This is a genomic window from Affinundibacterium fentianense (assembly GCF_018139545.1).
GTDB classification, from domain to species: domain Bacteria; phylum Pseudomonadota; class Gammaproteobacteria; order Burkholderiales; family Burkholderiaceae_D; genus Undibacterium; species Undibacterium fentianense.
This window is the reverse complement of record NZ_JAGSPJ010000003.1, coordinates 394,634-407,743: the sequence shown is the minus strand read 5'-3', so window position 1 is coordinate 407,743 and position 13,110 is coordinate 394,634. Positions and strand designations below refer to the sequence as shown.

Genomic DNA, 13,110 nt, shown 5'->3' with positions numbered 1-13,110 from the left:
GAAAGGATGATGAGTCGAGGGCGAATTTGGTCCACATCACTCTTCGCGCAACATCCACTCCTTCAAACCATTCACCCATACAGGTGCTTGTATCTTGTGGTTAACTCGTAAAATTGCAGCGCGCCGATATAACTCGGCGAAATCAATTTCAGGCGCCTTCTTGAAGGCTATCGCGACGACATTTGCATCATGCACCTCAGGCAGCCAAACAACCACATCAAAATAGTCATACATAGCCGCGATATTGCGTTCTCGTTGCAACTGGTTCGCAAATAAATTTACCGTCAACATGCCGTCATCCACGAGGCATTCTGAACACGCACGGTAAAACTCTGGACTGTCCAGCACTGGACCTTCAGCAACTGCATCATACAAATCAACCTGCAAGACATCCACACTCGCATGCCGCCTTTGGTCTCTTACAAAGTCAAAAGCATCCATTTCAAGAACAGTCAAGCGATCATCGTCGTCTGGCAACTTAAATTGGGATCGACAAATCTCAATCACAAACGGATTGAGTTCGACTGCTGTGACTCGCGCATCAGGAAATTGTCGGTAACAAAATTTTGTCAAGGAAGCCGCACCAAGCCCTAGTTGAACGATATGTCGAGGCGAAGTATTGAATAGCATCCATACATTCATCTGCTGCACATATTCGAGCTCAATTTGATCAGGAACGGCCAAACGCATTGAGCCTTGGATCGGTGCACAACTTACATCGCTTAAGTGATCTCCGGCCAGATGCAAAGACCGAACGCCTCTAAATTCTGAAACGAACACTTGAGGATACGCGCTTGATTCCAATGAATTCACATTTTTCTTTTTCATAGAAATCAGACGGTCAATTTGCGCCAAGCACAATTTACAGCATGGTCACTTACCATACCGATTGCTTGCATGTATGCATAAATAATTGTCGAGCCCACAAATTTGAAGCCTCGCTTTTTCAAATCTTTTGAAATTTGATCAGAAATCTCTGAGGTCACAATCCGCTCGCCATGATTAATGATAGGGTGACCATCAACATACCGCCAAAGGTAAGCATCGAGACCTCCCCATTCCTCAGACAATTGCAAATAGGCTTTCGCATTTGAAATCGTCGCTTGGATTTTTAAACGATTCCGAATAATCCCGGCATTTTGCATTAAAGCCTCAACTTTGGACTCGTTGTATGCCGCAATCTTCTCTGCATCCCAATCATCAAATGCACATCGATAATTATTGCGTTTATTTAAAACGGTCTCCCAACTCAATCCCGCTTGCGCACCTTCCAAATTGAGCATTTCGAACAGTCGTCGCTCATCATGGCAAGGCACGCCCCACTCTTCATCATGATAGGCGATATAGAGTGGATTAGAGGGATTGGCCCAACCACATCGTGTTTTAGTCATAAAGTTTCCGTCAAAGTTTTGTCAATGCCAACCGTGTACTGCAATGACAAGCCGCATCTTGCAAATTTCCAATCAACGAGCTTTCCTATTTGTATTTTCAACACGTTTCAATTTTACGCATCAGAACTTCGATTATACTTGTCCACAATAGAATTTCGAACTAACGCGCCCATTGGTAAAGCAATCAAACCAAAGAACCGAGGTCAACTATGTCTCAATTTATTTCTCGCTACGCCCGCATATTGGCAAGCCTAACCTTCGTCATCGGTCTCACTAGTTGCGGAGGCGGCGGGCAAAGCAATACCAATATGAATTTATGCAATAACGGTATCGGTGTCTGCTCCATCGGTAATAACGGCGGCACAAGCAACAATAACGGCAATAGCGGCTCCAGCACGGAAATTGGCTCTCCAAGCACCTACGCAAACATCTGTACGCCCAGCGTTGAAAAAAATTGGGTACGCGCACATCTCAATGATGTTTATCTATGGTATCGATTGATTGTTGATGTCCCCGCGCCTAACTACAGTACACCACAAAGCTACTTTGATGCCTTGCTTGTCAAATCCAAAGATCGTTTCAGTTTTACGGCAAGTAAAGATGAAATCGACGGTTATTTCGAGGCTGGAGAAGATGTGAGCTTCGGATACAAACTCGTGAATCAAAATAACAAGTTGAGAGTGACCTATGTGCAACCAGGCTCTCCTGCTGACTTACAACAAATTAAACGAGGCGCACAAATCGTGGGACTCAATGGCACCGCAATCGAACTCGTCAGTTACGAGAATCAAATCGCAGCGCTTTATCCATCGAGTTCACAAACGTCTACCCGATTCGAAATCAAAGACTTAGGTTCAAATACGACGAGAATGGTAGAAATGCGTGCTACCACAGTAATCACGCAACCTGTTTTACAAAATAAAATTCTCACAACCACAGATAATCGACGACTAGGCTATGTTGTCTTTACAGACCACATTGCAACTGCCTCCGAGCCTCTTATTGAGAGTTTCCGCAACTTTAAAGAACAAGGCATTGATGATCTCGTCCTCGATCTCCGTTACAACGGTGGTGGATATATCTATATCGCAAACGAAGTTGCCTCGATGATCGCGGGAAGCAAAGCACAGGGCAAAGTTTTCGAACAATTGCAATACAACGACAAGCATGCCGACTGGACCGCCAATAGTAAATTTCTATTCACCAACACAGCGAGATCAGGACAAGCCTTACCGCAATTGAATTTAAGTCGGGTTTTTGTATTAACGAGTGCGCGTACTTGTTCTGCAAGCGAGTCGATTATCAATGGGCTATCCCCGTTCGTGCAGGTCATCACAATTGGTGGTACGACATGCGGGAAACCATATGGCTTTACCCAAGCAGACAACTGTGGCACCGCCTATTTTGCCATCGAATTCGATGGCATCAACAACGCAGGTAATGGCGGATACGTTAACGGATTTGCACCAACCTGTCCTGCCATTGACGACCTAGACCATGAACTCGGTTCACTTAGTGAACGCTTGCTGGCGAATGCAGCAAGCTACAGCAAGTCAGGAACCTGTGGGCCAACAGGATTCACTCCACCGCCAATGTTGGGTGCCGGCATATCAACAATCACTGACTACGATCCGAAAGCATGGCGTCATAACAGAATTAAAAAATAATGCGATCGAGGCTTCCAATTATCTTCAATTCGATCAAGTTCGAATGAGAACTGGAAGCAAATCGTTCGCGCGCGGCACCAACCTCAATAATTAATTCAAATCGAAATAAAAAAACGCACTTCGAAAAGTGCGTTTTTCATTGAAAGAGGTGATTAATATCAAATAACCTGAGTCTGATGCTCGTCGCCTTCGCGAGCACGAATCGTTCCAATATTAAACACAGTCTCGCCTGCCGCTTTCAACTGCGCCATCGCAGTCTCAGCTTGATCAGCGGCAACGATCACAACCATACCGATACCGCAGTTAAATACGCGATGCATTTCTGCATCCGCTACGCCGCCGTGTTGTTGCAACCATTTAAACAATGGTGGCATATCCCAAGATTTGCTATCTAAGATTGCTGTCAACTTATCGCCCAATACGCGTGGTACGTTTTCTACCAAACCGCCGCCCGTAATGTGCGCCATACCTTTGACTTCCATGCTCGCCATCAAAGCCAATAAAGGTTTAACGTAAATGCGAGTTGGTGCAATCAAGGCATCCGCCAAACTACGGCCGTGGAAATCTGCGTTTAAATCTGGATTCGCGACTTCGATGATTTTACGTACTAAAGAAAAGCCGTTGGAATGAATGCCTGAAGACGCCAAGCCTAAAATTACGTCACCTGGAACGATCTTGCTGCCATCGATAATCTTGGATTTTTCAACCGCGCCCACCGCGAAACCAGCCAAATCGTATTCACCTTCTGGATACATGGAAGGCATCTCAGCCGTTTCACCACCAATCAAAGCGCAACCAGCCTGTTCGCAGCCAAAAGCGATACCTTTGATCACGTCGGTCGCGGTCGCTACATCCAATTTGCCGCAAGCAAAATAATCGAGGAAGAAAAGCGGTTCTGCGCCTTGTACCAAGATGTCATTAACACTCATAGCGACCAAATCAACACCGACGGTGTCATGACGATTCAAATGAAAAGCCAATTTCAGTTTAGTACCAACACCATCCGTACCAGAAACCAACACGGGCTCTTTGTACTTTTTGCTGACTTCAAACATCGCGCCAAAACCACCGATGCCAGCCATGACGCCTTCACGCATAGTGCGTTTTGCAAACGGTTTAATCGCATCGACCAGCGCGTCGCCAGCAACCATATCGACACCAGCGTCGGCATAAGAAAGAGAAACAGGAGTATTTGTGCTCATAGGATATTCGTCAGTAGGGGCTTGAGGCGGTAAAATAGCGGAATTGCCAGAAACTCGGATGTTCAACTTCTTTAATTAAACGTAATTTCTCACTTAATTTTAAGAAAAAACGATTTTCAGCACATCCAAAACCGCTATTTTAACAAATTGACCTAGGTTTTACCTAGTTTTTAGGCAAACTAGCGGTTTCAACTAGTGGTTTCAACATTTGATAGGCCAAGAAAAGACTATGCCCTTTAATCTGACCAGCAATCAAAAGCAAACTATTACATGGCTGAGTGTCGCGCTCGCCTTTATTCTTTTGTTATCTTTACTTGGCCCGATTTTGATGCCATTTATCGTTGCGGCGATCTTGGCTTATGTGCTCAACCCTTGGCTCGATAAACTCTGCAAAGTCAAAATCAAAGGAGTTCACCTACCTCGCCCGATTGCGGCGACTCTGATGATTTTGTTGGTGGTGGCTTGTATTTTGGCTATCGTCTTGATCATGGTGCCGATTTTACAAAAGCAAATTCCACTGTTACATAATCAAATTCCTCAATTTCTAAATCGCTTTAACACTTTAGTTGGTCCGATTTTGCATGACTTCGGGATACAAGCCACTATCGATAGCGAAGGTATCAAAGCGATTATCAGCGATCATTTGGCAAGCAGTGGCGACGTGATCGGTAAAGCCGTGCTGTCTTCGATTCGCGTTGGCGGTACCGCGGTTTTGGGCATGCTGGCCAACTTTATTTTGATCCCTATCGTTTTGTTTTACCTTTTAGTAGATTGGCACGCCTTAATTGGACGGCTGCGCAATTTCATCCCACGTCGCTGGTTAAAACAAACGCAAACTTGGTTTAAAGAAGTCGATGAATTGCTCGCACAATACTTGCGTGGACAAATCATGGTGATGGTGATTTTGGCGATTTACTATTCCTTGGGATTAGCAATCGCAGGTTTTGATTTGGCATTGCCAGTTGGAATTTTGACGGGATTATTGGTGTTTATCCCCTACCTCGGTTATGGTTTAGGCTTATTTTTGGCCTTGGTTAGCGCAGTTTTACAATTTAATGACTTGCATGGCTTAGTCGCGGTTGGTATCGTGTATGGTGTTGGCCAAGCCTTAGAATCCTTTATTTTGACGCCAAAATTAGTGGGAGAACGGATAGGTCTACATCCACTGACAGTGATTTTTGCCTTAATGGCATTCGGTCAATTATTTGGCTTTATCGGTATTCTGGTCGCATTACCAGCTTCTGCCGTTATTTCAGTTGCAGCTAAAAACTTGCGACTTTCTTACTTAAATAGTTCCTTTTATCGTCAATCTTAAATGATGCAATAACAGGTTTTTTTGACGATTTTCATGACAATGAGACAGCTTTTACTTGATCTAGATGCGGAAAGCCTTCCGTCTTTAGATACGTTTGTGGTTGGGCAAAATGCAGAATTAGCGCAAATACTGTGCTTGTTCTCCGAGCGTACCGCCAGTCAATATGGCGAACGCTCCGTGTATTTATGGGGTGAACCGGGTGCGGGCAAAACCCATTTACTGCATGCAATTGCACAAGATCCGCACACACGCTATATCAGCGCCGACGCGCCAGAAGAGCAATTTTGGTATAGCCCCGAAATTGATCTCTATTTGCTCGACGATTGTGATCAATTGTCAGGCGCGGCACAAATCGACGCTTTCGCACTTTTCAATGAGGTGCGTGCCAATGGCGCTTTTTTCGTCGCGGCAGGCAATCATCCACCAATGATTTTAAATGTGCGTGATGACTTACGTACTCGCTTGGGCTGGGGCTTGATCTATCAAGTCATAGGCTTATCAGATGAAGACAAAATTGATGCCTTAGAGCGTGCGGCGCAAGCAAAAGGCATAGGATTGGCGCATGGCGTGTTACCCTATCTGATTACGCACTATCGCCGCGATATGCGCTCATTAACATCGATGTTAGGCGAACTAGATCACTACTCGCTAGAAACCAAGCGCCCGATTACGCTGCCTCTATTACGTGAATTATTACAAAGAGATCATGCGGAATAACAATTTAAGCAATCCGCCCATGACCAATGCTTATGAGTAAAACTATCTATGCAAAACATTGCCCTTTTTGATTTAGACCACACCTTATTACCCATCGACTCTGATTACGAATGGGGACAATTTTTATGCCGCATCGGTGCTATTGATACGGATAAATTCGGTCGTCGCAATGCAGAATTCTTTGCACAATACCAAGCTGGCACTTTAGATCCAGTCGAGTATTTGGAATTTGCACTAGGTACCTTGGCGCAATTTTCACGTCAACAACTGAATGATTATCATGCGCAGTTTATGCAAGAAGTCATCAACCCTGCCCTACTGCCAGCGGCGTTTGATTTGCTCAAACAACATCAAGAGCAAAACGACTTAATCGCCATCATCACCGCGACCAATCGCTTTGTTACCCAACCCATCGCGCAAGCGCTGGGCGTTGAACATTTATTGGCGGCAGAACCACATTTCGATGAACAAGGCAATTTGACTGGTAAACTGCGCGGTGTGCCGACCTCTGGCCCCGGCAAAGTCACGCATTTACACGCTTGGCTGGCGCAGCAAGGCAAGCAACTGAGCGACTTTACTAAGAGTTATTTTTACAGCGATTCTCAAAATGATATTCCTTTGCTCTCTATCGTGACGCACCCGATCGCGACCAATCCGAATCAACTCTTACTAGCCCATGCGCAAGCCAATGGCTGGCCGACGCTGCAATTATTTGCGCAACAACATTAACAGTAACGACAACAAGCACGAAGCATGATTAAGAAATTTATCCGCAAAATCTTAGGCGTTAAGAATCCTGACGACACCCTCGATCAAGGCAAAGCCAGCGCGAAGAAAAACAAGCCAAAAGTCTTGAGTGCGAAAGAACATGGCATCGACCCTGCCTTGGTATCGAACAACGCGATACGCATCACGCAGACTTTGCAAGACAACGGATACAAAGCCTTTATCGTCGGCGGCGCGGTGCGTGATCTCTTGCTTGGCGTCAAACCAAAAGATTTTGACGTAGCGACCAACGCAACTCCCGAGCAAGTTAAACGCCTGTTCCGCCGTGCTTTCATCATTGGTCGTCGCTTTCAAATTGTACATGTGATGTTTGGACAAGATCTGATTGAAGTCACCACTTTCCGCGGCGCTGCCAAGCATGAAGCGCCTAAAGACGAACACGGCCGCGTGTTGCGTGACAATACTTTTGGTGAACAACACGAAGATGCGGTAAGACGCGATTTCACCATCAACGCCATGTATTACGACCCCGCCAGCCAAACGGTATTGGATTACCACGGCGGCATTGCCGATATTCGTAAAAAAACCTTACGCATCATCGGCGTACCAGAATTACGTTATCGTGAAGATCCAGTGCGCATGCTGCGCGTGGTGCGTTTCGCTGCCAAACTCAAGTTCACAATTGACGACGATACACGTGCGCCGATCAAAGTAATGGCGCCACTCATCAACAATGTGCCAAGTGCGCGCGTCTTTGATGAAATGCTCAAACTCTTAATGAGCGGTCATGCAATGGCTTGTTTGCAGCAATTACGCAAAGAAGGCTTACACCACGGTTTAATGCCATTGCTCGATGTTGTGTTGGAGCAGCCATTAGGTGAACGCTTCGTTACTTTGGCGCTTGCGAATACCGACGAACGCGTACAGCAAGGAAAAACCGTTTCACCAGGATTTTTATTCGCCTCATTACTCTGGCATCAAGTTCTCGAAAAATGGGAAGCCTACAAAGTCTCTGGCGAACTCCCTATCCCCGCATTGCACTTGGCGGCGGACGATGTCTTGAACACCCAAACCGACGCACTCGCTCTGCAACGTAAGATCGGCACCGATATGCGCGACATCTGGGCGATGCAACCGCGCTTTGAAAAACGCGTAGGCAAAGCGCCTTACAAATTATTAGAGAATAATCGGCTGCGCGCTGGCTATGATTTCTTGTTACTGCGTTGTGCATCTGGCGAAATCGATGCCGAGCTTGGCGAATGGTGGACTGACTTCATCAACGGCGACGAACAAGAGCGTGTGCGCCTATTAAGTATCAAACCAAAAGCAAAATCAGCAGAGAGCGCGCCTGCAAAAAAACGCCGCCCACGTCGCAGCCCGCATCGTCAATCCAGTGGCAAACCTAAAGCAGCGCCGACAGAATAAACTACGGAATAAATTACAGAATAACAGTATGACCATCACTGCCTACATCGGGATCGGTGCCAACCTCAGCGATGCACGCGCGATGGTTGAATACGCAATCGAAAAACTCCGTAGTTTGCCGCAAACACAATTCGAGCAAGCCTCGTCACTGTTTATCACAGCTCCCATCGACTCCAGTGGCGATGACTATATCAATGCCGTGGTTGCGATCAAAACCGAATTAGAGGCACTCGCCCTGCTTGAACATTTACAAGCCCTAGAATTGTCGTGTGGGCGTGAACGTCCGTATCGCAACGCGCCACGCACCTTAGATCTCGACTTGCTGCTCTATGGTCAACAAATCATCGACGTGCCGCACTTAAACGTGCCCCATCCACGCATGACAGAACGCGCTTTCGTATTAATTCCACTGCTACAACTCGATCCATTCGTTCAGATCCCTGGCAAAGGCGCCGCCCATCAATTTGCGCCCGCAGTCGCAGATCAAGGCATACGAAAACTCTAGCGTTCATTAGCCTAAGCGAACTCAGCCCATGCAAATTCCTGTCATCATTCAAACTACTGGTCTCCTAATCCTGTCGAATGTCTTTATGACTTTTGCATGGTATGGCCACCTTAAGAATCTCAATAGCAAAGCTTGGTATATTGCGGCATTTGTCAGCTGGGGCATCGCCCTTTTTGAATACTTACTCCAAGTCCCCGCGAATCGTATCGGTTACACTCAGTACAGTTTGGCGCAACTCAAAATTCTGCAAGAAGTCTTAACGCTCTTAGTCTTTGTTCCTTTTTCGATGATCTATATGAATCAGCCGTTTAAGTTAGACTATGTGTGGGCGGGATTATGCTTAGTGGGCGCTGTGTATTTTATTTTTAGAAGTTAGGATGCTTGAACCCAGATTTTCCATTAGGCGCACCTGCGGTGCTATTTGTGTGCTGACGGTGCATTTTTGGCCATTTTTGCTGCTCTTCGTTGTCAATAGCTCGCTATTGACGCCTCATTCGCAACAAAACTGCCTCAAAAAGTGCATCCGTCATCATCACAAATCCTAATGGGAAATCTGGGTTGAAAAAACTGCCCCAGCGCTGTTGTAGCTTCTTGCCGTACTCAAGGTACTGTTTGTGAAGCTACGCCTAGCTAGGACAATTTTTCAAGCTTCCTGAATTAGCCAAAATTAGCGAAATCATGTCGCTTCATAAGTAACATGTGAACTTCACAAACCAAAGGAAACATCGTGGCTGAATACTTACAAGACCGCAAAGCGGTCACCATCACGACACTTAACACCCTGCGCGAGCAAGGCGAAAAAATCACTATGTTGACCTGCTACGACGCCAGCTTTGCTGCGATGATGGATCGATGCGGGGTAGAGATTTTATTGATCGGTGATTCACTTGGCATGGTGTGCCAAGGCCATAGCTCCACCCTACCCGTCACCAACAACGACGTCGCATACCACACCGCCGCCGTCGCGCGCGGCAACGACAAAGCCTTCATCATCGCCGACATGCCATTCGGCACCTACGCCACGCCCGAATCGGCATTTAATAATGCCGTGCAGCTCATACAAGCTGGCGCACAAATGGTCAAAGTCGAAGGCGGCACATGGATCGCCCCCATCATCAAATTCCTGACCGAACGCGCCATCCCTGTCTGCGCCCACCTAGGCTTAACGCCACAATCGGTACACCAACTAGGCGGCTACAAAGTCCAAGGCAAAACCACGGCAGCAGCAGATCTACTCAAAGCCGAAGCGCAATTATTACAAGAAGCCGGAGCGAGCTTATTAGTCTTAGAAGCTATCCCCGCAGGTCTGGCAAAAGAAGTCACCGATCTCCTGCACATCCCCACCATAGGCATAGGCGCAGGCCCCGATTGCTCAGGCCAAGTTTTAGTCATGCACGATTTACTCGGCGTATTCCCAGGTCGCAAAGCGCGTTTTGTGAAGAATTTTATGGAAGGCCAAACCAATATTGATGCAGCAATTAAGGCGTATGTGGCGGCGGTGAAGGATAAGAGTTTTCCTGCGCCTGAGCATTGTTTTTAAAACCTAAATTGGATGCAAAAATAATGCGTCGCACTTTACTCTCAACGCTAGTACTGCTTGCGCTGTGTTCAATATGCGCTTGTGACTTCAACGTGCCAAGCGCTGACGACCTAACAAAAGCCAATGCGATCGCAAGCAATATCAGTAACAAATACGGTCGCTTCGAGCAAAGAAGTGAAGTCGACAAAACCCACTCTGGGAAAGCCTTCTAGATTCGAGCTGGACACTACCCAGAACTTCAGTTCTACGAAATTATCAACGCTAAAGAAATCGCCGAAATCGAGACCGATGCAAAAGGCGCTTTAGTAGCGACCGGCGTTGATCACGTACGCCTCGTCTTTTTTGAGAAGCAGAACTTCACTTGTATTCATACTGGTGAATGTTTTAGAGGTAAAGAGAACGTCATCAAAGAAATTTTGATTGGTCTAGAGTAGCCCCTTCCTCACAACACGTCATCAAATCAAAAACTCGTCATCACCTTAGTTTTGATCGAATGATCAATGAATTCAAAATCAAAACAATTTCATAGCTTCCTTCTTGAATGCAATGTTAAATTCGATCATCGTCTCACTCTCCTGGTATGTAACGAACTACATTGCCATCTGAATCCAAAATCACTGTAAGGTGATCGCCGGGTGAAGTTACAGGGTGCCCATTTGAGTAGCCACGAATAAGAACGGCAAATACTTCAAAGCCTCCCCTCGTCTGCTGAACTCTGTCGCGTGCGTCGATCAACTTCTGTACATCCTTCTCAAGGTAGGTATACACGCTCCCAACAATAAATCGCTCTTCGACGGACAAACGTGGATCGTTAGGTCTCAGCAAGTCGTTAATAGGATCGGACATAGCATTAGACGAAATAGGAGTATTGGTAGTTGCTTGCTCTGTACATCCCAACAACGCCATAGAACTCAACACAGAGAGAAGAGTACTTATAGAATTTTTAGTTGAATAGAACGCTAATCGTGCGGCGCTTCACACTATTGGGGCGTTCTTTTAAACTGGCAGATGGGCTCAGGATTTTATGAATTTTCCTCAGCATAAACTTTATAGGCGGGAAATAATTTTGGTTTCCAGTGGAGTGGAATCTCGCCCTTTAAGACTATGTTTTGATCGCACGAAATTTTGTTTATTTCATCCATCAATAAATTAAAGGGTATATTTTCTGTCGAGGCATATATATATCTTCCCTTTGATTTTCCTGATTTTCTATGCATAAATAGGTAATAGGCAGCTAGATCTGGTTGGTTCTGATATTGCTCATCAGACTTTGCATCAATTAAGCTGGAATTGTTAATGAGCTTAATAATTTTTTGCCTCACATTTTCGCCGAGCTTACATGATGTAACTAAGCCTAATTTTTTGCTGGGTCCAATATAATTCGCTCGTTGGTGATACAAAGTTCCATCGGGCATCAACCAATCGATATTCTCAAAACTCATTGTCATATTTGAGAATGAAATGTAATCAACCGGGTCATCTTCTTTTTGTGATGTAGATCCACATGTGGTGCATATCAATAAAAATACGAGTATTGGAAAGATAAGCCAAACGCAAGCGATTCGAATTTGGGGCCATTTTTGTGCATGCATTTTACAAATACCTGACCTTAATTTAAGAAAAATAGATATTAACTTATCGAGAAAAAACAGTTTTCAAGACTTCTTTAAATGAGCATGAAATCAAACTTGATTTGCTTGTAATAAACGAGCGATTAGTATATCTAAATCGACAAAATTATCACTTCACAGTTCAACGTAAAATCTTCAATTATTTGATCTAGTTCATTAGTACATGTACTCGAGCTGCAAATTAACGGCCGCAAAAATTGGCGATGTCATCATGATCGAGCTGAGTTAGACGCGACTATATACCAACATCTAATAATTTTAAAAAAACAATACCCACTAGCAGCCTTTTATATTGCACAGAAAAACAAAAGGTGCTACTTTAGTGTTACCTACTATTTTTCAAAGCACCGAGGCTTGCTATGTCCACGACATCACTCAAACTACCCGACGAACTCAAGCAGAAAGCGAGTGCTGCTGCGATGGATTTGGGTGTCACGCCACATGCCTTTATGGTGGAAGCGATTCGTAAAGCGACGCTCGCGGCAGAAAAACAAGCTGCATTGATCAATGATGCAGAGGCCGCACGTGCAGCAACTTTGAAGTCAGGATTGGGCTATGCGGCGGATGAGGTGCATCAGCACTTGCGTGACCGCATTAGGGCAAAAATGGACGCAGCGAGTGAGAAAAAAACTGTCGCACCTACAAAACTCACTGCCAGACCATGGCGCGTATAATTTACTCACAACGGGCGCTTGATGATCTCGAACGACTTGTCGATTTTTTATTCGACGATGATCCGAACGTCGCTTTACAAACCGTCGATTTAATTCAAGAAGCTATTTCGCTACTTGAACATCATCCGCTGATTGGTCGCCCTGTCAAAAATGAATTACGCGAGTTAGTTATTTCACGCGGCAATACTGGCTATGTTGGGCTATACAGTTTTGAAGAAATCGATGATGTGATTCTTGTTCTGGCAATTCGACATCACCGCGAAGCTGGCTATCAAGATTAAATTAAAACTTAGATTTTCACTATTCAACATTCTCCT

General features: G+C 45.4%; 15 protein-coding genes. 10 read left to right on the top strand and 5 right to left on the bottom strand.

Annotated features, from left to right (window positions below):
* Positions 1-36: 36 nt before the first annotated feature.
* On the bottom strand, positions 37-828 hold the full coding sequence (locus KDM90_RS09530) for a spermine/spermidine synthase domain-containing protein (RefSeq protein WP_212675360.1): 792 nt from the start codon (positions 826-828) through the stop codon (positions 37-39).
* Between the two features lie 5 nt (positions 829-833).
* Positions 834-1,391 (bottom strand): DNA-3-methyladenine glycosylase I, encoded by a 558-nt coding sequence (locus KDM90_RS09525; RefSeq protein ID WP_212675359.1) that lies wholly within the window; start codon positions 1,389-1,391, stop codon positions 834-836.
* A gap of 209 nt (positions 1,392-1,600) precedes the next feature.
* Between KDM90_RS09525 and KDM90_RS09520 the strand changes: the two genes are divergently transcribed.
* On the top strand, positions 1,601-3,058 hold the full coding sequence (locus KDM90_RS09520; RefSeq protein ID WP_212675358.1) for a S41 family peptidase: 1,458 nt from the start codon (positions 1,601-1,603) through the stop codon (positions 3,056-3,058).
* Between the two features lie 158 nt (positions 3,059-3,216).
* Here KDM90_RS09520 and purM read toward each other — a convergent pair whose 3' ends face one another.
* Entirely contained in the window at positions 3,217-4,260 is a 1,044-nt protein-coding gene (purM, locus tag KDM90_RS09515; protein WP_212675357.1) for a phosphoribosylformylglycinamidine cyclo-ligase, read from the bottom strand.
* 229 nt (positions 4,261-4,489) lie between these two features.
* Between purM and KDM90_RS09510 the strand changes: the two genes are divergently transcribed.
* From KDM90_RS09510 to panB, 7 genes are all read left to right on the top strand, one after another.
* Positions 4,490-5,575: an AI-2E family transporter gene (locus tag KDM90_RS09510; protein WP_212675356.1), complete on the top strand. Its 1,086-nt coding sequence runs from the start codon at positions 4,490-4,492 to the stop codon at positions 5,573-5,575.
* Positions 5,576-5,614: 39 nt separating this feature from the next.
* Complete coding sequence (gene hda / locus KDM90_RS09505; protein ID WP_212675456.1) at positions 5,615-6,292, top strand: DnaA regulatory inactivator Hda; 678 nt, start codon at positions 5,615-5,617, stop codon at positions 6,290-6,292.
* Positions 6,293-6,340: 48 nt separating this feature from the next.
* Positions 6,341-7,021, top strand: a complete 681-nt coding sequence (locus tag KDM90_RS09500) for a histidinol-phosphatase (RefSeq protein ID WP_212675355.1) — start codon at positions 6,341-6,343, stop codon at positions 7,019-7,021.
* Between the two features lie 24 nt (positions 7,022-7,045).
* A complete protein-coding gene (pcnB, locus tag KDM90_RS09495) occupies positions 7,046-8,443 on the top strand; it encodes a polynucleotide adenylyltransferase PcnB (protein WP_212675354.1) in 1,398 nt (465 codons plus the stop codon).
* A gap of 28 nt (positions 8,444-8,471) precedes the next feature.
* Positions 8,472-8,948, top strand: a complete 477-nt coding sequence (gene folK, locus KDM90_RS09490; protein WP_212675353.1) for a 2-amino-4-hydroxy-6-hydroxymethyldihydropteridine diphosphokinase — start codon at positions 8,472-8,474, stop codon at positions 8,946-8,948.
* A gap of 28 nt (positions 8,949-8,976) precedes the next feature.
* Positions 8,977-9,324 (top strand): DMT family protein, encoded by a 348-nt coding sequence (locus KDM90_RS09485; RefSeq protein WP_189346574.1) that lies wholly within the window; start codon positions 8,977-8,979, stop codon positions 9,322-9,324.
* Between the two features lie 351 nt (positions 9,325-9,675).
* Positions 9,676-10,488 (top strand): 3-methyl-2-oxobutanoate hydroxymethyltransferase, encoded by an 813-nt coding sequence (gene panB, locus KDM90_RS09480; protein WP_212675352.1) that lies wholly within the window; start codon positions 9,676-9,678, stop codon positions 10,486-10,488.
* Between the two features lie 567 nt (positions 10,489-11,055).
* Here panB and KDM90_RS09475 read toward each other — a convergent pair.
* Together KDM90_RS09475 and KDM90_RS09470 are read right to left on the bottom strand one after the other, a co-directional pair.
* Positions 11,056-11,334, bottom strand: a complete 279-nt coding sequence (locus KDM90_RS09475) for a hypothetical protein (protein ID WP_212675351.1) — start codon at positions 11,332-11,334, stop codon at positions 11,056-11,058.
* A 176-nt stretch (positions 11,335-11,510) separates the two neighbouring features.
* Positions 11,511-12,080, bottom strand: a complete 570-nt coding sequence (locus tag KDM90_RS09470; RefSeq protein WP_212675350.1) for a hypothetical protein — start codon at positions 12,078-12,080, stop codon at positions 11,511-11,513.
* A gap of 398 nt (positions 12,081-12,478) precedes the next feature.
* Between KDM90_RS09470 and KDM90_RS09465 the strand changes: the two genes are divergently transcribed.
* Both KDM90_RS09465 and KDM90_RS09460 read left to right on the top strand, forming a co-directional pair.
* On the top strand, positions 12,479-12,793 hold the full coding sequence (locus tag KDM90_RS09465) for a hypothetical protein (RefSeq protein ID WP_212675349.1): 315 nt from the start codon (positions 12,479-12,481) through the stop codon (positions 12,791-12,793).
* Complete coding sequence (locus KDM90_RS09460) at positions 12,781-13,074, top strand: type II toxin-antitoxin system RelE/ParE family toxin (RefSeq protein ID WP_212675348.1); 294 nt, start codon at positions 12,781-12,783, stop codon at positions 13,072-13,074. The genes KDM90_RS09465 and KDM90_RS09460 overlap by 13 nt, the downstream gene beginning before the upstream one ends.
* Positions 13,075-13,110 lie beyond the last annotated feature (36 nt).